Origin of the sequence: Sediminibacterium ginsengisoli, assembly GCF_900167075.1 — a bacterium.
Classification (GTDB): domain Bacteria; phylum Bacteroidota; class Bacteroidia; order Chitinophagales; family Chitinophagaceae; genus Sediminibacterium; species Sediminibacterium ginsengisoli.
In genome coordinates this window covers 310,656-334,218 of sequence record NZ_FUWH01000001.1, presented here as the reverse complement: position 1 = coordinate 334,218, position 23,563 = coordinate 310,656, and the positions used below count along the sequence as shown (strand labels likewise).

Below are 23,563 nucleotides of genomic sequence, written 5' to 3'. Positions count from 1 at the left end.
TACCCCCTGCCTGTCTCCGATAGCCTGCCAACGAACCAAACATCAACTGTTTCGCATGATGAACCTATGGACCCGTGGCCGTAGCCACCTGATCATGTCAGCTGTTTCGCTTCTCTGTTTTACAGCTGCCACCAAAGCGCAATCCCCTTCTCTCCTGCTACAGGATGCGATCCGGACAGGCCTTACCAATTACCAGTCGCTCAAAGCGAAAAAGGATTACCTCAATGCCTCTTCTGCCCTTGCGGTTAACGTTAAGAATGACTACCTGCCCAATGTGATCGCAGGTCTGCAGCAGAACTACGGTACCATCAACGGCCAGTTCGGACCGATGGCTCCCGCTGGTATCCTGGGTGTATCATCTGCCGGGCCGGCTTCAGACAAACAAAGCTGGGCCGCTGCGTTCGGCTCCCTCTACATCATCAACACCAACTGGGAAGCTTTTACTTTCGGCAGAAGACAGTCGCGCATCGATGCAGCATCTGCCCAGGTACGCAAAGATTCCGCCGATCTGCTGCAGGAAGAATTTATACAAAGCATCCGCATATCAGGCGCATACCTGAACCTGCTGATTGCGCAGCGGCTGATCCTGAATGCGCAATCGAACCTGGAACGTGCCACCACCGTTAAAAATGCTGTACTGGCAAGAACCTTATCAGGATTGAATGCCGGTGTTGATTCATCTATCGCCAATGCAGAAGTGTCGCGCGCCAGGCTGGCGCTCATCGATGCAAACAACAATGAACAACAGCTCAGGAATATCCTTATCCAGCAAATGAACATCGCTCCTGAAACATTATTCCTGCTGGATTCTTCTTTCTTCAAAAAGATCCCTGTCTCTTTTACCAATACCGGCGATATCGAACAGAACCCGCAGGTGCAGTATTATGCGAGCCGTGTTGCACAAAGCACCAAACAGGAAGAGGCGATCAGAAAATCGATTCTGCCCGGCATTAACCTGTTTGGTATTTTCCAGGCAAGAGGCTCCGGGTTCGATTACAACTATGCGCCAGGGTTCACCGACAGGTATTCCAAAAGTTACTTCGAAGGCATCAAACCTGCACGTGCCAACTATGTTGCCGGATTTTCCGTTTCCTGGAATATCATCAGTCCAACAAAAATCAAACAGCAGGTAGTTGCCCAGCAATTCATCACAAAAGCGTACAGGGACGAATATGACCTGGTGCAATCTCAGCTCAAAGCACAACTGAGTTTTGCAGATCAGCGTATCGAGAATTCCTTACGCAGTTTTCATGAAGTGCCTAACCAGTATAAGTCGGCAACCGATGCATATATCCAGAAAAGTGTATTGTACAAAAACGGCCTCACTACCATCATCGATCTGCAGCAGGCATTATATGCGGTAAACAAAGCGGAAACAGATGTAAGTGTGGCTTATATCAATGTATGGCAGGCGCTTTTGCAGAAAGCTGCGGCATCAGGCGATCTCGATTTATTCCTGAAACAAGTGAAATAAAAATAAGTACCCATCACCTTTTATTGCGTTTATCATGAACATGATCCGATTCGCATTACGCAAGCCGATTACCATCATTGTACTGGTAGCCGGCCTGCTGTTCTTTGGCATCAAAGCCATTGATAAGATCAAGATAGATATCTTTCCGAAACTAGACCTGCCGGTGATCTATATTGCGCACCCCTTCGGTGGTTATACACCCAGCCAGATGGAAGCGCTTTTCGGTAAACAATATGTAAACATCCTGTTGTTCGTAAATGGTATCAAATCCATCGAAACCAAAAACATTCAGGGGCTTACGCTGATGAAAGTTACGTTTTATCCCGGCACCAATATGGCCCAGGCTTCCGCCGAAATGAGCTCTTATACAAACCGTATACAGGCGATTTTCCCGCAGGGATCGCAGCCGCCTTTCATCATTCGTTTCGATGCCTCCACGCTGCCTGTCGGCCAGCTTGTATTGCGGAGTGACGTCCGTACCAACAATGAACTGATGGACCTGGCCAATACCTATGTGCGTTCATCATTTACCGCTATTCCGGGTTTGCTTTCATCGCCACCTTTCGGCGGTAACGTAAGAACGATTGTAATTAAAGCCGATCCTGATCTCCTGCGTTCGCATAACATGACACCAGACCAGCTGGTAGAAGCACTAAAACTCAACAACCAGACAACACCATCAGGCAACGTACGCATCGGCGACACCAATTATCTTACGCCTACCAATACGCTGATCAAAAACGTGAAGGATTTTGAGAATATCCCGCTCTTCAAAGGCGGCGCCCAGAATCTTTACCTGCGCGACGTGGCCACGGTTGAAGACGCCGCCGATATTACAGTTGGTTATGCGCTTGTAAACGGAAAAAGATCTGTGTACCTGAGTGTTGCCAAGAACGGCGATGCGTCTACCTGGGATGTGGTTCAGAAACTCAAAGCCTCACTCCCGAAGCTGCAGGCGCAACTGCCGGAAGACGTTAAACTTTCCTATGAATTCGACCAGTCGACCTATGTGATCAACTCCGTCAAAAGCCTGCTGACAGAAGGCGCTATCGGCGCCCTGCTTACCGGCCTGATGGTTCTGCTGTTCCTCGGCGATGCCCGCGGCGCGCTGATCGTTATTCTTACCATTCCTGCATCGATCATCTCGGGCGTGCTCTTCCTGAATCTTTTCGGACAAACCATCAATATCATGACGCTGAGCGGTCTTGCACTGGCCATCGGGATCCTTGTGGATGAGAGTACGGTCACCATCGAAAATATTCACCAGCATCTGGATATGGGGAAACCCAAAGCGCTGGCCATCTGGGATGCCTGTAAAGAGATCGCTTTTCCAAAACTGCTGATCCTTTTCTGTATCCTCGCCGTATTTGCGCCGGCATTTACCATGAGCGGTATACCGGGCTCATTATTCCTGCCGCTCGCGCTGGCCATCGGGTTCTCCATGATCATTTCCTATTTCCTTGCGCAGACTTTTGTTCCTGTAATGGCTAACTGGATCATGAAAGCGCATAAAAAGAAACACGGCAAAACAGCTGATCCTGCTATCACTGCTGAAGCAGAACAGGATACCTGGGATCAGAAAAAAATGCTGGTGGAAAGAGAAGACTTCAACAATGATGGCAAGATCTCGGGCTTTGAAAAATTCAGGAACAGGTTCATGCGTTTCAGCGACAGACTGATGCCTTTCCGCAAAGCGATCACCATTGGTTATGTGCTGATCATCTCCGCACTGGCGTTCTGGCTATTACAATCGATCGGAAGAGATGTACTGCCGAAAGTAAACAGCGGTCAGTTCCAGGTAAGGCTGCGTGCACCGGAAGGAACACGTGCGGAAAGAACAGAAGAGAAGACCATCAAAGTGATCCAGCTTGTAAAAGACCTTGTTGGCGAACAGAATGTAGCGATTACTTCTGCCTATATCGGTTCGCACCCTTCGCAATTCTCCGTAAGTCCGATCTACCTGTTCATGCCAGGTCCGCACGAAGCCGTATTGCAGGTAAGTCTCAGTGAACACTATAAAACGGATCTTGAGGAACTGAAAGACAAGATCCGGGATGGAATGAAAAAGATCGTTCCGGATATGGTCCCTTCTTTTGAGCCGATAGAGCTTACCGAAAAAATCCTCAGCCAGGGTTCGCCCACACCGATTGAAGTACGTTTTTCGGGCCGTAACAAAAAGCTGAATGAAGAATATGCCGCAAAACTGATCGCGAAGCTGAAAGAAGTGCCTTACCTGCGCGATGTGCAATTAGGTCAGTCTACCAAATACCCGACCCTGGATGTGACCATCGATCGTACACGTGCTGCACAACTGGGCGTGGACATCAACGATGTATCGCGTTCACTGATCACATCAACTTCTTCTTCACGTTTTACGGATAAAAATATCTGGGTGGATGAAAAGGCTGGTTACAGCTACAGTGTACAGGTACAGGTTCCTGAAAGCAAGATCGCCAGCAAGGATGACATGAAGGAGATCCCGCTGCAGAAGAACGGCACAAGACCCGTACTGGGTGATGTGGCTACGATCACCAACGGCACAACCTACGGCGAGAACGATAATCTCGGTGCCATGCCAACCTTATCCGTTACAGCCAACCTCAACAAAACCGATCTCGGCACTGCATCGAGGGAAGTGAAGAAACTGATCGGCGAACTGGGTGAACTGCCTCGTGGCCTTACCGTAGAACCGATCGGACTGAGCAATACGCTTACCGATACTTTAAGCAGTCTTGAATCAGGGCTGATGGTGGCCATCGTTGTGATCTTCCTGATGCTGGCGGCAAACTTCCAGTCGTTCAAAGTATCGCTGGTGGTACTGGCAACCGTGCCTGCAGTACTGTTCGGCTCATTGCTGATGCTGATCCTGACAGGTTCAACACTGAACCTTCAGTCATATATGGGTATCATCATGTCAGTGGGTGTATCCATCTCCAACTCCGTACTGCTGATCACCAATGCGGAGCAATTGAGAAAACATAACGGCAATGCCTTCACTTCCGCAAGGGAGGCTACCGCATTACGTTTACGGCCGATCCTGATGACGACCATGGCCATGGTGGCGGGTATGATCCCGATGGCCAGCGGACTGGGCGAAGCGGGAGATCAGTCATCACCACTGGGGCGGGCCGTGATCGGCGGGCTGATCGCCTCTACTTTTGCAGCGCTCTTTATACTGCCATTGGTCTTTGCATGGGCACAGGGTAAAGCTACCACACAGTCTGTATCTCTTGATCCTGAAGACCAGGAAAGCAAATTCTATATTCCTTCATTGTATGATAACAACACCAAACATGTATAAGATCAATTCAACGGCGGCCATGAACGCAAAAACAATATGCGGCATCGCGCTTTTAGCCCTGGCAACACTGCAGGCCTGCAAATCGGGCAACGCTGAGAAAAAAGCCGAGGCGCCGAAAGTTGCGGCGGCTCCGGCAGCAACGGAAGCGATACTGCTGGAGAAGCAGAAACTTTCTGCATCATTACAGATCCCCGGAGAACTGATCGCATTTCAGCAGGTGGATATCTATGCCAAGGTCAGCAGTTTTGTAAGGAAGATTTATGTGGATGTTGGCAGCCAGGTAAAACAGGGGCAGCTGCTTGCCACCATGGAAGCACCGGAGATCGGCTCACAGCTTTCTGCTGCCGAATCACGTTTAAAATCCTTTGAAGCCATTTATATAGCAAGCAAAGCCAATTATGACCGCCTGCTTGAAACAAGCAAAACGCCCGGCACCATTTCACCCAATGATCTTGATCTTGCACTCGCAAGACAGAAATCGGATTATGCACAATTCCAGGCTGCGAAAGCAAGTTATCGCGAAGTAACAGACAACAGCAATTACCTCGAGATCCGCGCACCTTTCAGTGGCGTGATCACCACGCGTAATACCAATACAGGTGCATATGTTGGTCCTTCGGGAAAAGGTTCCGACCTGCCGATGTTCACGCTGCAGGAGCAGGGAAAACTGAGGCTGGTGATCGCTGTGCCTGAAACCTATATCGGCTATCTGAAAGACAACAGCGAAGTGAACTTCAGTACCAAAGCCTATCCCGGCAAAAAATTCAGTGCCCGGGTAAACCGTATGGCCGGCGCACTGGATACCCGCTTACGTTCGCAGCGTATTGAAATGGATGTAACGAATGCCGATAAAAAACTGCTGCCGGGCATGATAGCAGAAGTAAACCTTCAGCTGAATGCCAATGACAGCAGTTTTGTAGTTCCTAAAAGCGCGATCCTGAACTCATCAACCGGCACCTATGTAATTGGCGTAACCAATGGCCAGGTAAACTGGATCCCGGTACAGAAAGGTGCTGATGCCGGGGGTAAAATTGAGATATTCGGTAAATTACAGACAGGCGATACCCTTGTTAAAGCAGTATCTGAAGAGATCCGCGATCATTCAGTCATCAAGGTAAAACTATCAACAGAAAAGCCACTCCAATGAGTTTAATCGTTTTCACACTGATCCTTCTCGGCGGTGCTTTCTGTGCCGGCATGCTTGGTTCACTGACCGGACTGGGTGGTGGTGTGATACTGATCCCTTTACTTACACTTGGTTTCGGCTATGATATCCGTTATGCGATCGGCGCATCGCTGATCGCTTCTATTGCAACATCTTCAGGTGCAGCGGCGGCTTATATCCGGGAAGGCATTACCAATATCCGTATCGGTATGTTCCTGGAAATTGCTACAACCTCCGGGGCAATAGCCGGCGCTGTGATCGCTGTACTGATTCCGACACATATTGTTGCCATTATGTTCGGATTAGTACTGTTGTTCTCCTCGCTGATGTCGCTCCGGAAGAAAGTAGTGCATATCAGTACCAATTCAGCTTTTGCAGAAAAACTGAAACTCGGCAGTTCTTACCCCAGCCCGGAAGGAGTGGTGAATTACGGTGTGAAAAATGTAGGCGGCGGTTATCTCATCATGACGCTTGCCGGTATTCTTTCGGGCATACTAGGTATTGGTTCAGGCGCAGTGAAAGTGGTGGCGATGGATATTATGATGCGGGTGCCCTTTAAAGTATCCACTACCACCAGCAATTTCATGGTAGGGATCACTACAGCAACAGGAGCAGTGGTTTACCTGCAGCGGGGCTACATACAACCCGGACTGGCATTGCCGGTTATTATCGGTGTTCTTGCAGGTTCATTACTGGGCACACGCATACTGATACGTGCCGATGTAAAATGGCTCAGGTTGCTTTTCAGTATTGTGATCGGTATCATGGCGCTTGAAATGATCTATAACGGCATGATGGGAAAAGTATAATGTTATAAAAAGGAACAAAATGGAAACCTCACCAGTAAAAACGGTACAACAAAGAGACGCGGAGCGGCTGATCGGCAAGCTCCTGCGTACCGGTGTGATCCTTTCGGCCCTGCTGGCACTGGCAGGCGGCATCATTTATCTGCGTGAACATGATACCATTCCGGATTATAAAGTATTTACCGGAACAGATGCAGAATACCGTCATGTTACAAAAATACTGGCCGGGGCCATGCGCCTGGAAGGAGCTGCCATTATACAGCTGGCTGTACTGGTACTGATCGCAACACCTATTTTACGGATTATCTTTTCTGTGATCGCATTCGCTATTGAAAAGGATTATCTCTATGTAACGATCACCCTGATCGTGGCTGCCATCATTTTTTTCGGTATGTTCAGCGGGCTTGGAGGCTGACAAAATCAATTTAACACCTTGTTAATAAACATTTGGCAGTGTTTTTGGTCTTGGAGAGAGAGCAAAAAACTAAACCAATGCAAACACCTGCTACCAGTATTCAACACCTGCTAAGACAAAAGCTGAATATCCACCCCGTTACATTTGCAGCAGATGCCGACCTGAAAAGAGATCTTGGCCTTACCGACTGGGAGATCGCTTACCTTTTCAATGCAATAGAGGAAACCTGGCATATACATATCAACGACAATGAAGCTTCATCCATAGCAAGTATTAACCAGCTGGTGGAAACAGTACGCAAGCGGGTTTTTATTCCTGAGTCCTTTTCCTTTACAGGTCATGTGCAGCCACTGAACATGGTTATTTACAACTAGTATTTATACCGCTTTGGTCTGCAAAATCTTATCCGGCGTGATGGGCAATGAACGGATGCGTTTGCCTGTTGCATGAAATACCGCATTGGCAACCGCGGCTGAAAAACCGATCAGTGCGATCTCGCCCATACCCTTTGCACCCATCGGGTTGATGATGGGATCTGGCTTATTGATGAACAGTGATTCCACATGCGGCACATCTGCATGCACCGGAACATGGTAATCTGCAAAATTATGATTCACGTAGCGGCCAAACCTGTGATCCATGATCGCTTCTTCCGTTAATGCCATTCCTATACCGCCTACAGCGCCGCCGATCATCTGGCTGGCCGCGGTTTTAGCGCTGACAATCGTTCCCGCATCACCTACAGAAACGATCTTCGTTACTTTCACAACGCCTGTAGCCGGATGAACATTCACTTCCACAAAATGGATGGAGAAAGAATAGATCGAATATTTCCTGGCAGCTTCCCCCTGCCTGGAATCTTTGGTTACTTCCACTGCCGGCGTATTGTTCTGACGAAGTAATTCCGCATAGCCGATCGCCGAAGCTGGCTCGTTTTTCAAGCCGATCCTACCATTACTGAAAACAATATCTTGCTTTGTTTTGCCTGCAAAGGTTTTTTGTCCTGCCAGTATTGCCAGTTGTTCCTGCAAAGCCAGACAAGCATCATTTACGGCTGAACCTACGGTAGATAAAGTTGAAGATCCGCCCTGGCTGGGGGCTGGCGGCAATGATGAGTTACCCAGCTCAAACCTGATCTTCTCAAAAGGCATTCCCATCAGGTCAGAAGCTATTTTAACCATGGCCGTTCCGGTGCCGGGACCGATATCACTCACTGCGCTCTGCAGCAGCAGCATTCCATCGTCTGAAATAACAGCACGTACGGTAGCACCACCGCGGCCGGCAGTAAATACGCCTGTACTCATACCATAACCCACCTGCCAGTCCCCGTTCTTCATGGAACCCGGAACCGGATTCCTTTTAGACCAGCCGATTTTGTCGGCCCCCATCTGGTAAGCTTCTTTTACATATTTGCTTGAAAAAGGCTGGTTACGCTGCGGATCTGTTTCTGCGTAATTACGGATCCTGAATTCGACCGGATCAATTCCGAGACGATATGCCATTTCATCCATCGCAGACTCCAGTGCGAAAGCACCGGTTGCTTCGCCGGGACCGCGCATCCAGATCGGAACACATACATCGAGGGGTAATACTTTGTAACGGGTATTGACGTTCGGGCATGCGTACATGAACTTGGTCATGTTCACAATTCCTTCTGTGAATTCATCATAAGTGGCTGTCTGGCCAATCGCCTCATGCGTAATGCCTGTGAGGATACCGGCTTTAGTAGCACCCATTCCCAGTTTCTGTTTCGCCTGCGGACGATAACCCACCATAGTAAACATCTGCTCACGCGTGAGTACAAGCTTCACTGGTTTACCTACCATTTTCGCGGCCATTACGGTAGCAACTTCATGCGGCCATGTACGCAGTGCAATACCGAAAGCGCCGCCCACAAATTCTGAAAATACCTGTACGTTCTGCGCCTGTAATTTGAAAAGATTGGTAACAGTTTGCTGTGTTGCTTTTACGCCTTGTGTTTTTGCATACATTATCACTTTCTCCGGCGATTCCCAATGTGCAAGGATTCCATGCAGTTCCATCGGGTTATGCATTTCCGTTGGGATGAAATATTCAGATTCAAGCTGCACTTCTGCATTCTTATATGCATCAATATTTCCCCTTTTATATTCTGCCGCTCCCGGAGCCCGCGGTGCTACGGCCTTGTCCAGGTTGGCATCAAAATCAGTCCGGAATTCTTCTTTTTCGTATTGCGCACGCACGAGTGTTGCAGCATAAGTGGCTCTTTCAAAACTGTCTGCCACCACCAATGCTACAGGCTGACCGTTGAAATAGATCTTGTCGGTATAAAATATACGCATCCCCGGCCCTCTGCCTTCTGCCGGCGGCGCTTCATAACCCGGCACGGATGGTTTGTTCAGGTGCGACAGAACCGCAATCACGCCCGGCGCTTTCTCTGCTGCTTTGGTGTCAAGCGCTTTGATACGGCCTTTTGTAACGGGGCTTGTCACCAGCACACCATACGTCATGTCCGGCAATGTATATTCTGCAAAATACCTGGCAGATCCGGTAACTTTAGCGCGTCCGTCAACCCTGTCCGGATCAGGAGTATCGGCATCAAAGAAGAATTGTTTTTCCATATCAGATTACGCTTTGGAAGTCGCTTTTTTCAGCGCTTCTGCAATGGCATTTGGAGCCATCTGCAGTTTGAATGAATTATGTTCATATGCTTTTGCACCTTGCATGGCAAGTGCAGCAGCAGCTTTGAAATTTGTTTCGGTTGCTTCCTTCCCTTTCAGGAAAGCTTCAGCCTCAGTAAGTCGCCACGGTTTGTGTGCAACACCGCCCATGGCCAGCCTTGCCTTACTGATCTTATTTCCCTGCATCTCCAGTGCCGCCGCAACGGAAACCAATGCAAATGCATAGGAAGCACGATCCCTGATCTTGAGATAATAAGCGTGCTGCTGAAAAGCATTAACAGGGATCTCCACATGCGTGATCAGTTCTCCCGGTTGAAGGTTATTATCTTTTTCCGGCGTATTACCCGGAAGCCTGTGAAAGTCTGTGAACAGTATCTTACGGTCTCCTTTCGCGCCGCGGATGATCACTGATGCATCGAGCGCAGCCAATGCCACACACATGTCGCTGGGATGTACGGCTATGCAGTTCTCTGACGAACCGAATATCGCATGCATACGATTGATCCCTTGCATGGCACCGCAGCCGGTACCCGGCTCTCTTTTGTTGCAGGGCATCACCGTATCGTAAAAATAGGAACAGCGCGTACGCTGCATCATGTTGCCGCCTACCGTTGCCATATTCCTTAACTGCTGCGAGGCACCGGCTTTCAGCGCATACGACAGCAACGGAAAATGTTTGATCACCAGCGGATGTTCGCTCACAGCACTGTTCAATGCCAGCGCTCCTATAGTGACTTTATTGCCGCTGAGGGTTATTTCTTTCAGTGGCAATGTATTAATGTCGATCAGGCGCATAGGTGAAACAACCCCGCGCTTCATCAGGTCTACCAGATTGGTGCCACCTGCAATGAATACGGCATCGCTTTGTTTCGCCAGCATCGAAACCGCACCGGCAGCGGTAGACGCGCGGACATATTCGAAGTTCATCATAACTTACCTCCTGCATTTTTTACTTCCACAATCGCATCAACAATGTTGGGATATGCGCCGCAGCGGCAGATATTCCCGCTCATATATTCCCTGATCTCTGCTTCGGAATTGGCATGGCCTTCTTTGATACAGGCTATAGCCGACATGATCTGCCCGGGCGTACAATAGCCGCATTGAAAGCCGTCATGTTTGATGAATGCTTCCTGCATCGGATGCAGTTTGTCGCCCTGCGCCAGTCCTTCTATGGTAGTGATCTTTTTACCTTCATTCATTACGGCGAGACTGAGGCAGGAGTTGATACGGGAACCGTTTACATGCACTGTACACGCACCGCACTGACCGTGATCGCAGCCTTTCTTTGAACCTGTGAGGTGCAGCTGCTCTCTCAGCAGGTCGAGCAATGTTACACGCGGTTCAACAGAAAGCTGGTGCATTTTGCCGTTCACCTCTATGCTCAGCGGCATTTTTTCAAAATAACCGGCGATCTTTTCATCCATTTTACCTTCAGCCGCTTTGAGCACAGCCTGCGGAGCGATCGCAAGTGCTGTAAGCGCAGAGCTTTGCCTGAGAAAATTGCGCCGGGAATCGTTGTGAGCAGTAGATTTGTTTTTATCTGACATACCAAAAGATTAGTTCTTTTCTGATCCTAAAAATTACATAATTCTCCTGAGCCTTTCCTGATTATTTTATGGAATGAGGTTGAAGTGCGCTTATTCACCCTTTTGCATTACCGGGAGATCTGCATAGCGGTAGATGGTTGCATGTGGCAACGGCTGTATCGGCCGGCCGGTGCTGTTGGCCCAGACCCTTGTAAAAGCGGCTCCGTAATACAACAGCATGGCTGTATAAAATACAAATAACAGCAGCAGTACGATAGCGCCGGACTTACCAAAAATGGTATCGAGATTGCTTTCTACAAGCAACAGTCTGAGTACAAGCTTTGCCGCATTGAACAGTATGCTGGTCACTACCGCTCCTGCCAGTGCCACACGCCATTGGGGTCTGCCGTCAGGAATATACCTGAATACCACAGCAAACCAGCCTACGCCAATGCTCAGGGATACAATTGTTGAGATCAGTCTTTTCAGGAACATCCCGCTGCCGGGTAACAGGTGATTGATGGCTTCGCCCAGAAAGACCTGGGAACTTTCGATCAGCATACCACTGACGAAAAGAATACCTGTAAAAATGATCACCAGCAAAGACCTGAACCGGCTGCCCATGGCAATGGCAAATCCCTGCCTGGGCTTCTGCCTGATCATCCAGATCTGGTTGCAGGAATCTTTGATCACGCGGAATAAGGTTGTAGATACGAAGAGCATGAAAACCGACCCGCCTGCAATCGCCATCCAGTTAATGCCCAGTCCGCGGAAACCACGAACGGTAATACGAAGCTGCTGGGCACTTTCCAGCCCGATAATACTGGAGAGATTGTCGAAAAGCTGCTGGTTGATTTGATGCCTGTCGAAAAAGACCCTGAGTAACTGTGCGAGAATGATCAGGATAAAAGGCAATGCGAACGTGGTAAAAAAAGCTGTGGCGCCGGCAAGCCGCAAAGGGTCATTTGCCAGGAAAAGGCGCAACGCCAGCCGCATCCTGATTGTGATCTTTTTTATTGAAGAAACAAGCTTTCGCATCATAGCGCAACAAGATATTATATTTTTCCCGTCTGCTGCCCGGATTTGCGGGCACGATTTTTTTGTTGCGGTGAATAAAAGACATGATGCAGGATCCGAAAAACAAACGCCCCGGCAACGAAGAAACAAAACCGATCAATACAAACGTATTACGGGAATTACAAAAAGAGGACAAGCCCGATAAGTCTGGCGCTGCAACCGGAAACGAGCAGGTTACCAATGCCGACCCTTCCGTTGTAAACGGCCAGGGAAATAATGACGAAGTGGAAGAAGGATAACTTACCTGCGGCTGGCGATGAGCAGGTTAAGATCCGTGTATTTCAGATCGAATTTCTGGCTGATATAGAAATCTGTGAGTGCACCCTTGAACATATAAATACCCTCGCGGAGATTGAAGTTATGCCAGACCATTTCTTCCAGGCCGCCCTCATCGCTTACTTCCAGGATCAGTGGCATCAGTACATTACTGATAGCCTGGCTGGCAGTACGCGCAAATCCGCTTGGGATATTGGGTACACAGTAATGGATCACATCGTGTTTGATGAAGGTAGGCGTTTCGTAACTGGTGAGTTCGCTGGTCTCGAAACAACCGCCGCGATCAATCGCCACATCTATGATGATGCTACCCGGCCGCATCGCTGCCACCATTTCTTCCGTTACCACTACCGGCGCACGGCCATATTCATTGCTTAAAGCACCTACGGCCACTTCACAGGTTTTCAGTTGCTTTGACAGGATGCGCGGTTCCAGTACGCTGGTCCAGATCCGTTGTCCGAGGTTATTCTGAAGCTGTTTCAGCCTGTACACATCATTGTCGAAGACTTTCACCGAAGCACCGAGTGCAAGCGCATTACGGGTTGCAAATTCGCCTACAATACCTGCGCCTACAATCACAACTTTTGTTGGCGGAATGCCACTGATGCCGCCCAGCAGTACGCCCTTGCCTTTATTGAAACTGCTGAGATACTGACCTGCGATCAGCATCACCGCACTTCCGGCAATCTCGCTCATGCTCCTGACAATGGGATAAGTTCCGCTGGCATCCTTGAAATTCTCGAAACTGAGCGCAGTAATGCGTTTCTCCATCATCTTCTCTATATACTCCTTCTTCAGTGCGGAAAGATGTATCGGTGAAATGATGGTCTGGTTTTGCATGAGCAGCGGCATATCCTCTTCTACCGGAGGTGCACTTTTTACCAGCAGCGGACATTTGAAGATATCTGCCCTGTCGTACACGATCTTGGCACCAACCTCTGCATAATCCTGGTCTGTATAATTACTGCCTTCACCGGCCTTGTGTTCTACGGCTACCTGGTTGCCATTTGCCACCAGCACGCCTACCGCATCCGGCGTGAGCGCGATCCGGTTCTCCTGGAAAGCGATCTCCTTGGGAATGCCGATATTCATTTTTGCACCCTGCGGCTTTACATCCAATACTTCCTCTAATGTTCCATACGTGATAGAAGGACTGATAGACGGTTTAATGGTTGCCATGGGAACAGGTGGTTATATCTTGGTACAGGTTTATTAAGGACGGCAGCTAAGTTAACTTTTTTTCTGTTTCCTTCAGGGTGTATAAACGCCTGGTATTTTCATCGAGCGCTTCCATATGCACATGAAAGGTATCGTCGGGCAGCAGTCCCGGCGCTTTTTCCGGCCATTCTACCAGGCAGAGACTACCACTGTACAGCTGGTCTTCGATGCCAGCCTGGATGGCTTCTTCTTCGTCTTTGAGCCGGTACCAGTCCATATGGAATATAACCCCCGCCACCGGACTTTCATATTCGTTTACGATAGCGAATGTGGGGCTGCTTACGGCGTCCTTCACACCCAGCTCTTCGCAAAGCGCATGTATAAAAGTGGTTTTGCCTGTCCCCATTCCTGCATGAAAAGCCCATACTTTTTTTTGTTTCCCTTCTTTCCACAGTAAGCGGGCCACTTCCCGCAATCCGTCCTGGTTAAAAATAGCATCCATGATGCAAAGATAGCCAACCCTTCTGCAACATCGCTGTAGAAATATACCGTTAAACGCAAACACCGTAGAAGCGGCAATCGGTAACTTTGCAAAAGACGAATAACCGGGAATTTTTCAATAAACAGCAGACAGAAATGGAAAAGGTGAACTGGAAGGTAGAAGGGATGAGCTGTACCAACTGCGCCCTTTCGATCGATAAATTACTGCAGCAGAAAGGCATGCATAATGTGAAAGTGAATTTCATGGGCGGCGATGTACAGTTCGAGCTGCCCGATAACAGGCAGACCGAAAAACCTCAGCTCGAAAAGGAAATAGAACAGATGGGCTACCATGTTGTGAACGGCAGCAGGTCTGAACAGGCAAAACCTAAAAAATTCTTCCGGAATCATTTCCGCAGGTTTCTTTTCTGTTTTGTGTTTACCGCTCCGCTGATGGTGCATATGATCCCGGGCATTCATATTCATGCGCTCATGAACCCGATGGTTCAGCTTGCTCTTACCATTCCCGTATTCCTGATGGGAATGGATTTCTTCGGCAGAAGTGCGGTGAAAAGTCTCTCCAAAGGCATTCCCAACATGAACGTACTGATTGCGGTGGGTGCTATAGCCTCTTTTGGTTATAGTCTTTACGGTACGCTCATCGGCCGTGCTGCAGAATTCATGTTCTATGAAACAACAGCCACGATCATCACACTGGTTTTTCTCGGCAACTGGCTTGAAGATAAATCGGTAGAAACCACGCAGGCGGCACTGAGAAAACTGGCCGTTACCCAAAAGACGATGGCCAATATGATCGCGTACGATGAACATCACCAGGAACATGTATTTCCCGTAGAAAGTACAAGTCTCAAAGTTGGCGACCTCTTGCTGATCAACAGCGGTGAACATGTACCCATGGACAGCAAAATATTATGGGGCGAGGCCAGCGTGAACGAAGCGATCATTACCGGCGAAAGCAGCCCGGTCTATAAAAAAATGAACGACAGACTGATCGGAGGAAGCATACTCGAAAGCGGCACCGTAAAAGTATATGTAACTGCAACAGGTGAAGACACGGTAATGGCCAATATCCTGAAACTGGTGAAAGATGCGCAGACCGAGAAACCACCTGTTCAGCAACTGGCCGATAAGATCAGCGCCATTTTTGTACCGGCCGTACTCAGCATTGCTTTGGTTACATTGCTGATCAATTATTTTGCGGCGGACCATACCTTCAGTGAGAGTCTTTTACGCGGCATCGCGGTATTGGTGATTGCATGTCCCTGTGCCATGGGCCTGGCCACACCGGCAGCCATCGCCGTTGGTCTTGGAAGGGCAGCCAGGAATGGTGTGCTCTTTAAAAACGCGCGCAGCCTGGAAGTGTTCAGAAGCATCAGGCAGGTAGTGTTTGATAAAACCGGTACACTTACCACAGGTCTTTTCCGGATTTCAGCATCAGGCATTTTACAGCCGGACATAACAGAAGAAGAATTCAGGGCCATAACATGGTCGATGGAAAAATACTCCAATCACCCGATCGCAAGAGCCATTGTAAAGGAATGGAAAAGCAGTACCGAAATAAAATGGGCGAAGATCGAAGAAGTTAAAGGACTGGGGCTCAAAGCAACCGACAAAGAAGGAAACCGCTATGTAGCTGGTTCCTGTAAAGCAGCAAGCAACCTTACAACAGAACAAAATCACAATGTCTATATTCTCCGGAATGATGTGCTGATCGGCTGGATCGATGTGAAGGATGATATCAGGCCGGAAGCAAAAACAGTGATCAGTCAGCTGAACGCAGCAGGCATTACCACTATTCTGCTCAGCGGCGACACCCGCGAAAAATCTGAACAGGTTGCCCGGGAACTGGAGATCGGCATTGTAATAGCAGAACAGACCCCCGAACAGAAACTCGCAAAAATCGCTGAACTCAATAACCAGGCTCCTACGGCTATGGTAGGTGATGGCATCAACGATGCACCTGCACTTGCCAAAGCCACTGTAGGCATTTCTCTCAGTGAAGCATCACAGATTGCCATGCAGAGTGCGCAGGTGGTTTTAATGAACCATGGCCTGAAAAACCTGCCGCTTTCGCTCGGACTCGGCAAACACACTTATCTCACCATCAAACAGAACCTCTTCTGGGCCTTCGCGTATAATATCATTGCCATACCGGTTGCGGCAGTGGGATTGCTGAGTCCTGCTTTCGGAGCGCTGGTGATGGGCCTGAGCGATGTGGTACTTGCAGTTAACTCCGTTCGTCTCAGGTTCAAAAAAGTGATCTGAGCAGGCAGGAGCAAATATGTTTTATACGCTGCACGTATTCGTATTATTGCAGTCCACAGGCGATGAATGACAACTGAAGCACTTTCCATATTACAGCGATACTGGCGGCACCCTTCATTCCGGGCCGGGCAGGAAGCTATTATTCAATCCGTCCTGGACGGAAAAGACACCCTTGCGCTTTTGCCAACAGGTGGCGGCAAATCGATCTGTTTCCAGGTACCGGGGCTGATCAGGGAAGGCCTTTGTATTGTGGTAAGCCCGCTGATCGCACTGATGCGGGACCAGGTAGAGGGTTTGCTGAAGAAAGATATACCTGCCGTAGCCCTGCACAGCGGACTGAATTATGCGGAAGTAAAACAGATCTTACAGGAAGCAGCGCGTGGCGATTATAAGTTTCTCTATCTTTCGCCCGAACGGCTGGAATCTGCGCTGTTCAGGGAGTATCTTCCGGCTATTGAAACCGGCTTGATCGTTGTTGATGAAGCACACTGCGTTTCGCAATGGGGTTATGATTTCCGGCCACCCTACCTGCGTATTGCCAGGTTGAGGGAAGAACTTCCCGATGTTCCCGTTATTGCACTGACAGCATCCGCCACGCCGGTGGTACAGGAAGACATACTGGTTAAACTGAAACTGCATCAGCCTGCCGTTTTTCGTCAGCCTTTTGAACGGCCCAACTTATCCTACAGCTGTTTTTTAACTGAAAGCAAGATCAACCGGATCACGGATATTTTAAGTAAAGTGCCCGGATCATCCATTGTATACGTCAACAGCAGGAAACAGGCAAAAGAGATCGCAGGGCTTTTACAGCTGCAGCAGATCAATGCCGATTATTATCATGCAGCGCTCGAACAGCAGGCCAGGGAACTGGCGCAGCAGAAATGGATCGAAGGTAATACAAGGGTGATGGTATGTACCAATGCATTCGGCATGGGGATCGACAAACCGGATGTGCGCACCGTTATCCATTATGACCCGCCGGAATGCCTGGAAAACTATTACCAGGAAGCGGGACGTGCAGGCAGGGACGGAAAGAAAGCTTATGCGATCCTGCTTTACCAGCAGGACAATATCACACAGCTGGAAAGCATGCCTGAACGGCGCTTCCCGGCCATCCCGCAGATCCGCGCCGTATACCAGGCACTCGCAGATTTTCTGCATGTACCGGTAGGATCAGGAGAAGGTTGCTATTATGATTTTGACCTGTACAGTTTTCAGCAGAATTTCAAACTGGATCACCTGCTGGTACAGAATGCGCTGAAAGTGCTGGAACAGGAAGGACACCTCGGGTTTGAAGAAAACATCTTCCTGCCCTCACAGGTTATGTTCAACGTAACCAGTGAAACGCTCCGTGAATTCGAAACGGCACACAGCGATTTCGGAGACCTGATCAGGTGCCTGCTGCGCGCTTACCAGGGCATTGCCGACAACCGTGTTTCGGTGTTTGAAAAACAATTGGCAAGATTATGCAGAACCGACATCGATCATATCAAAAAACAATTACGGCAACTGGCAGCTTATGGTATCATAGAATTCCTGCCCCAGAAGGAAACGCCACAGATCCATTACCTGCTCAACCGCGCGCCGGCAGAATACCTGCACATCAATCACCAGGCTTATATAGAGCGGAAAAAATTGTATGCAGCACGATTGGAGCAAATGATCGCTTATATCCGTTTAAGTTCCTGCAGAAGCCTGTTCATCGGTAATTATTTCGGTGATGAGAACAGGAAGGAATGTGGCATCTGCGACAATTGCCTGGAAAGAAAAAAGAAGCCTTTAAGTGCCGCTGAATTCAAAGTACTTCATGCGGATATCATGCAGCAATTAACAAAGCAGACTACCATGAACAGCCTGTTGCAATCAATGCCCGCCTACAGCCGTGAGCAGATCTGGCAGGCATTACAATTCATGCAGAACGAGGACCTGATCAGGCTTCATGAAGATGGTACTGTTTCAATACCCTGATCAGAATAGTTTCTTCCGTTTGCCGCTAAACCCAAGTGCACCCAGCAGGCTTCGGGTTATCACGTTAGCAGCAGTACGCCCCATCTGTTTCAGCACCGGGTTATCAAAGATCGTTTCTTCCTTTGGTGCAGCTTTTCGTTTTGCCGGTTCCTCCTCTTCGGTCCGGGCTGCCGCAGCACTGAGTTTTGCGGTCAGCATTTCATACGCGCTTTCACTGTCGATCGTTTCACTGTATTTTTTTACAAGTTTGCTGTTGCCGGTGATTGTATCGATCTCTGCATCACTTAATATATCCATCCTGCTTCTCGGTGACGCAAGCATGGTATGCACGAGCGGAGTGGGAATGCCTTTCTCGTTCAGCAAGGTCACCAATGCTTCACCGATGCCCATTTGTGTGAGGAGATCACCGGTTTTATAAAAGCTTGTTTCGGGGAAATTCTCAGCTGCCTGCTTAATGCTTTTACGGTCAGCTGCCGTGAATGCCCTTAATGCATGTTGTATTTTCAAGCCCAGCTGGCTCAGTACCGGTGCCGGAATATCCTGCGGATTCTGTGTACAGAAAAAAATACCGATCCCTTTAGACCTGATCAGTTTGATCACTGTTTCCAATTGCTGCAGCAGCGCATCCGTGGCTTCATTGAAAACAAGATGTGCTTCGTCTATGAATAAAACCAGCTTGGGTTTATCCATATCTCCTTCTTCAGGAGATACTGCATATAACTCTGCGAGCAACTGGAGCATAAAAGTGGAAAAGAGCTTAGGCCTGTCCTGCATATCCGTTACACGCAATACACTGATCATACCACGGCCCTGGTCGTCCATCCGCATCAGGTCATCCACTTCAAAGCTTTTCTCACCAAAGAAAACATCCGCACCCTGCTGTTGCAGTTCTATCACCTTCCGCAATATGGTTCCGGTTGATGTGGTTGAGATCTTACCGTATTCCGCCTCGATCTCTTTCTTCCCTTCATTACCGATATACTGCAATACCCTGACAAAGTCTTTCAGATCGAGCAGGGGCATTTTGTGATCATCGCAGTATTTGAAGATCAGGGCTACAACACCCGACTGTGTATCATTCAGCCCGAGGATCTTGCTCAGCAGCACCGGACCGAACTCACTTACCGTTGCACGCAGTCTTACGCCTTTTTCATTACTCAGCGTCATCAGTTCTGCCGGGAAAGCCGCTGGCTGGTAATCCATACCCAGTTTGCTGTACCGTTCGGCGATCCTGTCATTGGAAGTTCCCGAAGCTGCAATGCCACTCAGATCGCCTTTGATATCCATCAGCAAAACGGGCACACTGTTGTCGCTGAGTGATTCTGCAAGCAGCTGCAGGGTTTTGGTTTTCCCTGTTCCTGTTGCCCCGGCGATCAGTCCGTGACGGTTCATGGTTTTCAGCGGGAGAAAAACATCTGCCGCTTCCACTACTTCACCATCCAGCATGGCACGCCCTATTTTTACCTTTTCGCCTTTGAAACTGTATCCGTTCTGAACCGATTGCTGAAAAAATAACTGATCTGCCATCTTCGCTGGTTTTTATAACTGCAAATAAATGAATTTAAGTTATTTGAGGCAGAGAATACATGCTGGCATGTTTATTACAGGGAGCCATTGAACCACTGAGCCTTTTTAACAAAAGATTGCCGGCCGTAGGAAATGAAGTCACAATGAATTATCTTTATTTGACATAAATATTAGAATCATGGACGATAAAAAGAAATATAAGATCCTGTTATGCGAGGATGATACGAACCTTGGAATGGTACTGAAAAATTACCTGGAGCTGAACGATTATGATGTTACGCTTGAGCGCGACGGAAGGCTCGGCCTTGCCGCTTTCCAGCGTGAAAAGTTCGACATCTGCCTGCTCGATGTAATGATGCCCAACATGGATGGATTTACACTGGCAGAAGAGATCCGTGATGTTGACCCCGATATTCCTCTTTTCTTCCTCAGCGCCAAAACGATGAAAGAAGATATCATACAGGGCTATAAACTCGGCGCCGATGATTATATCACCAAACCTTTCGACAGCGAAGTACTGCTGCTCAAGATCCGCGCCATCCTGAAAAGGAATGAAGAAGAGAACCGCGTGAGCGACAATGTTGAGTTCGATCTCGGTAAATACCACTTCAATCCTAAACTGCGTGAACTCAAGCACGACGGGCAAACACAAACTTTATCGCCCAAGGAAAACGAATTACTGAAAATGCTGGCCGAACATAAAAACGACCTGCTTCCGCGTGAACGTGCCCTGAAAAAGATCTGGGGCAGCGATACCTATTTCAACGGAAGAAGCATGGATGTATATATTGCCAAGCTGCGTAAATACCTGAAAGAAGACAGCGAAATCGAAATCGTGAATATTCACGGTAACGGGTTCAGGCTGGTAGCTCCATAACAGGTCCGATCAGAAGCATAAAAAGAAAGGCAGCGTATTGAACGCTGCCTTTCTTTTTAAATATTGAACATATCTGGCTGGCTGCCTCCGCTGAACGGTTTTCGGCCAAGATGACTGTATGCTTTGGCTGTTACTTCCCGGCCGCGGGGTGTACGCTGGAGAAAGCCTTCCTGGATCAGGAACGGCTCATACACTTCTTCAATGGTACCGGCTTCCTCGCCCACCGCTGTTGCTATGGTGGTGATGCCAACAGGTCCGCCCTTGAACTTATCGATGATGGCGGCAAGAATGCGGTTATCCATTTCGTCGAGTCCGTGTTCATCCACATTCAATGCTTTTAGTGCATGCTGGGTAATACCAAGGTCGATGTTGCCATCGTTCAATACCTGCGCAAAATCCCTTACCCTTCTCAGTAATCCGTTTGCGATCCTTGGCGTACCGCGGCTGCGCCTTGCAATTTCCCCTGCGGCATCGCTGGTGATAGGCGTTTGCAATATAGCTGCGCTGCGCAGTATGATCTTCTGTAAAACGTCCGAGTTGTAATATTCCAGCCTCGATTTGATGCCGAAACGGGATAGTAATGGCGCTGTAAGTAAACCGCTTCGTGTAGTAGCGCCTACCAGCGTAAACGGGTTCAGGTTGATCTGGATACTGCGGGCATTGGGGCCGCTGTCGATCATAATATCGATCCTGAAATCTTCCATGGCAGCATAAAGGTATTCTTCCACCACAGTGCTCAGGCGGTGAATCTCATCTATGAATAAAACATCGTTGGCTTGCAAACCTGTCAGCAACCCCGCCAGGTCGCCGGGCTTTTCAATAACCGGACCGGAAGTTTCCTTAATGTTCACGCCCAGCTCGTTGGCTACGATCCGGCTCAGTGTTGTTTTACCCAGACCGGGAGGGCCATGAAACAATACATGATCCAGCGCTTCGCCCCTGATCTTTGCCGCTTTGATAAAAATGGAAAGGTTCTCGATCAGCTGGGGCTGACCGGAGAAATCATCGATCTCCTGCGGCCGGATAGAGTTTTCGAACTCTTTGTCCGCCGAGGTTAATCCCTGTGCGTCGCTGTTCAGGTTACTATTTGCCATAGACCACAAAATTACTGAATTCCGCAGGGAGAATCCTTACGAAATAAGCGTTTAGAATAGTAGCTTTAAAGATATGAAAGATCGTACTGCCCTGGTCCTTGGTGCAACCGGCCTTACCGGCGGCCTGCTGCTGGAAGAACTGCTGAACAACCCTGCCTACAGCAAAGTGATCATTTATACCCGCCGCGCATCCGGTATTATTCATAGCAAACTGGAAGAAATCCAGGTAGATTATGACACCATTACTTCATCAGTAAAAGCAACGGATGTTTTCTGCTGCCTGGGTACTACTATTAAAAAAGCAGGCAGTAAAGAAGAGTTCAGCAAGGCTGATCATTTGTACCCGCTGAAAATTGCCAGGCTTCAGCAAGAAGCAGGCTCAGAGAAATTCCTGGTTATTACTGCTGCAGGCAGTTCTGCAAAGTCTGCCTTTTTCTACAGCCGCGTTAAAGCGCAACTAGAAGCCGACCTCCGCAACTGCAGTTTTCCTTCCCTTTTTATTTTCCGGCCGGGATTGATACTGGGCAACCGTACAGAAAAACGAAGCAGTGAAAAGCTGATGCAACGGGTAATAACCTGGCTTGATCCCTTTTTGAAGAAAGTATTTCCTGTGCTGCGGGGTGTTCCTGCAACCGCTATTGCAAAGTGCATGGTGCACGTTGCGCTTACAGAAACAGGATCGAGGATCATCAGTTCTACAGAGATCAATCAATTTCGTTAGTACTGATCAGGTTTCGCGTATTGCATCATTTGTAAAAAAAGGTCCGGATCCGGACTATTGGCCAGCCATTCGCTCCGTTCTGAAAATTTACATACACCCGGATAATCACCACTGTAACCACGCATGTCAAGCATCAGCTGGAAATGCAGGTGCGGCGGCCACTGGCCGTTCTCTTCAGGTTTCCCGAAATGTGCGATTTTTTCACCGGCATTGATGACCTGGCCGGTTCTTAGATGCAACAGGTCTTTTGCGGAAAGATGACCGTATAAGCTGTAGAAAACAAAATTACCGATAACATGCTGCAGGATAATGGTCGCGCCATAATCACCATAACCTTCGTTGTTGGCAAAACTGTGAATGGTTCCATCAACCGGTGCATGTACGGGTGTTCCGGCAGCGCCCCAGATATCAACGCCCAGATGCAGGCGACGCGGCTCCCCGGCACCATCGAACAGACCGCTTCTTGCATATACCGTTCTGTGTTCATTATAGCCGCCGATACCGTAGGTTGCGCCGGCTGCTTTAAGCCTACTGTTGATATAGTTACTGAAGAGGGCTGTATCACCAACCATTTCCGGTGTGAGTGTCTGATTGGCTGCTGTAAGATCAAATAAAAGCAGGTGGTCCGTCTGAGGATCAAACGGAACCACCTGCTTTATGGTTTTTGCTACCGGACTGATAGCAGTTTTAATATCATTCATGAATACCGGTTAAATAATTCGTGTCGCTTATTGGGCGGATAAAGATCC

At 48.7% G+C, this 23,563-nt stretch carries 20 protein-coding genes; 11 read left to right on the top strand and 9 right to left on the bottom strand.

Going from position 1 to position 23,563, the window contains the following annotated elements; genetic code table 11:
• Window positions 1-55 precede the first annotated feature (55 nt).
• The 6 genes from B5D42_RS01630 to B5D42_RS01605 all read left to right on the top strand — a co-directional run bounded on the left by B5D42_RS01630 (window position 56) and on the right by B5D42_RS01605 (window position 7,535).
• A complete protein-coding gene (locus B5D42_RS01630) occupies window positions 56-1,474 on the top strand; it encodes a TolC family protein (RefSeq protein WP_078829673.1) in 1,419 nt (472 codons plus the stop codon).
• 34 nt (window positions 1,475-1,508) lie between these two features.
• Window positions 1,509-4,775, top strand: coding sequence for an efflux RND transporter permease subunit (locus tag B5D42_RS01625; protein ID WP_078829672.1), 3,267 nt, complete (start codon window positions 1,509-1,511; stop codon window positions 4,773-4,775).
• Window positions 4,750-5,922 carry an efflux RND transporter periplasmic adaptor subunit gene (locus tag B5D42_RS01620; RefSeq protein WP_078829671.1) on the top strand — a complete coding sequence of 391 codons (1,173 nt, stop codon included), beginning with the start codon at window positions 4,750-4,752 and terminating at the stop codon, window positions 5,920-5,922. Before B5D42_RS01625 ends, B5D42_RS01620 begins: the two co-directional genes overlap by 26 nt.
• Window positions 5,919-6,749, top strand: a complete 831-nt coding sequence (locus B5D42_RS01615; protein WP_078829670.1) for a sulfite exporter TauE/SafE family protein — start codon at window positions 5,919-5,921, stop codon at window positions 6,747-6,749. Before B5D42_RS01620 ends, B5D42_RS01615 begins: the two co-directional genes overlap by 4 nt.
• A 19-nt stretch (window positions 6,750-6,768) precedes the next feature.
• Entirely contained in the window at window positions 6,769-7,161 is a 393-nt protein-coding gene (locus tag B5D42_RS01610; protein ID WP_078829669.1) for a DUF1634 domain-containing protein, read from the top strand.
• Between the two features lie 77 nt (window positions 7,162-7,238).
• Window positions 7,239-7,535 carry an acyl carrier protein gene (locus B5D42_RS01605; RefSeq protein ID WP_078829668.1) on the top strand — a complete coding sequence of 99 codons (297 nt, stop codon included), beginning with the start codon at window positions 7,239-7,241 and terminating at the stop codon, window positions 7,533-7,535.
• Window positions 7,536-7,538: 3 nt separating this feature from the next.
• Here the strand turns inward: B5D42_RS01605 and B5D42_RS01600 are convergent, their stop codons facing one another.
• The 4 genes from B5D42_RS01600 to B5D42_RS01585 form a co-directional block, all read right to left on the bottom strand.
• Window positions 7,539-9,761 (bottom strand): xanthine dehydrogenase family protein molybdopterin-binding subunit, encoded by a 2,223-nt coding sequence (locus B5D42_RS01600; protein ID WP_078829667.1) that lies wholly within the window; start codon window positions 9,759-9,761, stop codon window positions 7,539-7,541.
• A 6-nt stretch (window positions 9,762-9,767) separates the two neighbouring features.
• Window positions 9,768-10,751, bottom strand: a complete 984-nt coding sequence (locus B5D42_RS01595) for an FAD binding domain-containing protein (protein ID WP_078829666.1) — start codon at window positions 10,749-10,751, stop codon at window positions 9,768-9,770.
• Window positions 10,748-11,371, bottom strand: a complete 624-nt coding sequence (locus B5D42_RS01590; protein ID WP_078829665.1) for a (2Fe-2S)-binding protein — start codon at window positions 11,369-11,371, stop codon at window positions 10,748-10,750. Before B5D42_RS01590 ends, B5D42_RS01595 begins: the two co-directional genes overlap by 4 nt.
• 90 nt (window positions 11,372-11,461) lie before the next feature.
• Complete coding sequence (locus B5D42_RS01585) at window positions 11,462-12,391, bottom strand: YihY/virulence factor BrkB family protein (protein ID WP_078829664.1); 930 nt, start codon at window positions 12,389-12,391, stop codon at window positions 11,462-11,464.
• A gap of 80 nt (window positions 12,392-12,471) precedes the next feature.
• Here B5D42_RS01585 and B5D42_RS01580 point away from each other — a divergent pair, with 80 nt between their 5' ends.
• On the top strand, window positions 12,472-12,666 hold the full coding sequence (locus B5D42_RS01580; RefSeq protein ID WP_078829663.1) for a hypothetical protein: 195 nt from the start codon (window positions 12,472-12,474) through the stop codon (window positions 12,664-12,666).
• A gap of 1 nt (window position 12,667) precedes the next feature.
• On the opposite strand, the gene B5D42_RS01575 is transcribed toward B5D42_RS01580, so the two are convergent.
• A complete protein-coding gene (locus B5D42_RS01575) occupies window positions 12,668-13,882 on the bottom strand; it encodes an alanine dehydrogenase (protein ID WP_078829662.1) in 1,215 nt (404 codons plus the stop codon).
• A 46-nt stretch (window positions 13,883-13,928) separates the two neighbouring features.
• The gene (tsaE, locus tag B5D42_RS01570) at window positions 13,929-14,363 is read right to left on the bottom strand and encodes a tRNA (adenosine(37)-N6)-threonylcarbamoyltransferase complex ATPase subunit type 1 TsaE (protein WP_078829661.1); all 435 of its coding nucleotides are present in this window, start codon (window positions 14,361-14,363) and stop codon (window positions 13,929-13,931) included.
• Window positions 14,364-14,449: 86 nt separating this feature from the next.
• Here tsaE and B5D42_RS01565 point away from each other — a divergent pair, with 86 nt between their 5' ends.
• Window positions 14,450-16,627, top strand: a complete 2,178-nt coding sequence (locus B5D42_RS01565) for a heavy metal translocating P-type ATPase (protein ID WP_245825522.1) — start codon at window positions 14,450-14,452, stop codon at window positions 16,625-16,627.
• Window positions 16,628-16,693: 66 nt separating this feature from the next.
• Window positions 16,694-18,595: a RecQ family ATP-dependent DNA helicase gene (locus tag B5D42_RS01560; protein WP_078829660.1), complete on the top strand. Its 1,902-nt coding sequence runs from the start codon at window positions 16,694-16,696 to the stop codon at window positions 18,593-18,595.
• On the opposite strand, the gene B5D42_RS01555 is transcribed toward B5D42_RS01560, so the two are convergent.
• Window positions 18,596-20,122 carry a helicase HerA-like domain-containing protein gene (locus B5D42_RS01555; protein WP_078829659.1) on the bottom strand — a complete coding sequence of 509 codons (1,527 nt, stop codon included), beginning with the start codon at window positions 20,120-20,122 and terminating at the stop codon, window positions 18,596-18,598.
• A 178-nt stretch (window positions 20,123-20,300) separates the two neighbouring features.
• On the opposite strand from B5D42_RS01555, the gene B5D42_RS01550 reads away from it, so the two are divergent.
• Complete coding sequence (locus B5D42_RS01550; protein ID WP_078829658.1) at window positions 20,301-20,999, top strand: response regulator transcription factor; 699 nt, start codon at window positions 20,301-20,303, stop codon at window positions 20,997-20,999.
• A 56-nt stretch (window positions 21,000-21,055) separates the two neighbouring features.
• Here the strand turns inward: B5D42_RS01550 and ruvB are convergent, their stop codons facing one another.
• On the bottom strand, window positions 21,056-22,093 hold the full coding sequence (ruvB, locus tag B5D42_RS01545; protein WP_078829657.1) for a Holliday junction branch migration DNA helicase RuvB: 1,038 nt from the start codon (window positions 22,091-22,093) through the stop codon (window positions 21,056-21,058).
• Between the two features lie 73 nt (window positions 22,094-22,166).
• Between ruvB and B5D42_RS01540 the strand changes: the two genes are divergently transcribed.
• The gene (locus B5D42_RS01540; protein ID WP_078829656.1) at window positions 22,167-22,814 is read left to right on the top strand and encodes a Rossmann-fold NAD(P)-binding domain-containing protein; all 648 of its coding nucleotides are present in this window, start codon (window positions 22,167-22,169) and stop codon (window positions 22,812-22,814) included.
• Here the strand turns inward: B5D42_RS01540 and B5D42_RS01535 are convergent.
• Entirely contained in the window at window positions 22,811-23,515 is a 705-nt protein-coding gene (locus tag B5D42_RS01535; RefSeq protein ID WP_078829655.1) for a peptidoglycan DD-metalloendopeptidase family protein, read from the bottom strand. The two genes, B5D42_RS01540 and B5D42_RS01535, sit on opposite strands and share 4 nt — an antisense overlap.
• Window positions 23,516-23,563: the final 48 nt, after the last annotated feature.

Bases quoted from the DNA above. Each gene is read 5' to 3' on its own strand.
- B5D42_RS01630 (WP_078829673.1), top strand. From the start codon at position 56: ATGATGAACCTATGGACCCGTGGCCGTAGCCACCTGATCATGTCAGCT.
- B5D42_RS01625 (WP_078829672.1), top strand. From the start codon at position 1,509: ATGAACATGATCCGATTCGCATTACGCAAGCCGATTACCATCATTGTA.
- B5D42_RS01620 (WP_078829671.1), top strand. From the start codon at position 4,750: ATGATAACAACACCAAACATGTATAAGATCAATTCAACGGCGGCCATG.
- B5D42_RS01615 (WP_078829670.1), top strand. From the start codon at position 5,919: ATGAGTTTAATCGTTTTCACACTGATCCTTCTCGGCGGTGCTTTCTGT.
- B5D42_RS01610 (WP_078829669.1), top strand. From the start codon at position 6,769: ATGGAAACCTCACCAGTAAAAACGGTACAACAAAGAGACGCGGAGCGG.
- B5D42_RS01605 (WP_078829668.1), top strand. From the start codon at position 7,239: ATGCAAACACCTGCTACCAGTATTCAACACCTGCTAAGACAAAAGCTG.
- B5D42_RS01600 (WP_078829667.1), bottom strand. From the start codon at position 9,761: ATGGAAAAACAATTCTTCTTTGATGCCGATACTCCTGATCCGGACAGG.
- B5D42_RS01595 (WP_078829666.1), bottom strand. From the start codon at position 10,751: ATGATGAACTTCGAATATGTCCGCGCGTCTACCGCTGCCGGTGCGGTT.
- B5D42_RS01590 (WP_078829665.1), bottom strand. From the start codon at position 11,371: ATGTCAGATAAAAACAAATCTACTGCTCACAACGATTCCCGGCGCAAT.
- B5D42_RS01585 (WP_078829664.1), bottom strand. From the start codon at position 12,391: ATGATGCGAAAGCTTGTTTCTTCAATAAAAAAGATCACAATCAGGATG.
- B5D42_RS01580 (WP_078829663.1), top strand. From the start codon at position 12,472: ATGATGCAGGATCCGAAAAACAAACGCCCCGGCAACGAAGAAACAAAA.
- B5D42_RS01575 (WP_078829662.1), bottom strand. From the start codon at position 13,882: ATGGCAACCATTAAACCGTCTATCAGTCCTTCTATCACGTATGGAACA.
- tsaE (WP_078829661.1), bottom strand. From the start codon at position 14,363: ATGGATGCTATTTTTAACCAGGACGGATTGCGGGAAGTGGCCCGCTTA.
- B5D42_RS01560 (WP_078829660.1), top strand. From the start codon at position 16,694: ATGACAACTGAAGCACTTTCCATATTACAGCGATACTGGCGGCACCCT.
- B5D42_RS01555 (WP_078829659.1), bottom strand. From the start codon at position 20,122: ATGGCAGATCAGTTATTTTTTCAGCAATCGGTTCAGAACGGATACAGT.
- B5D42_RS01550 (WP_078829658.1), top strand. From the start codon at position 20,301: ATGGACGATAAAAAGAAATATAAGATCCTGTTATGCGAGGATGATACG.
- ruvB (WP_078829657.1), bottom strand. From the start codon at position 22,093: ATGGCAAATAGTAACCTGAACAGCGACGCACAGGGATTAACCTCGGCG.
- B5D42_RS01540 (WP_078829656.1), top strand. From the start codon at position 22,167: ATGAAAGATCGTACTGCCCTGGTCCTTGGTGCAACCGGCCTTACCGGC.
- B5D42_RS01535 (WP_078829655.1), bottom strand. From the start codon at position 23,515: ATGAATGATATTAAAACTGCTATCAGTCCGGTAGCAAAAACCATAAAG.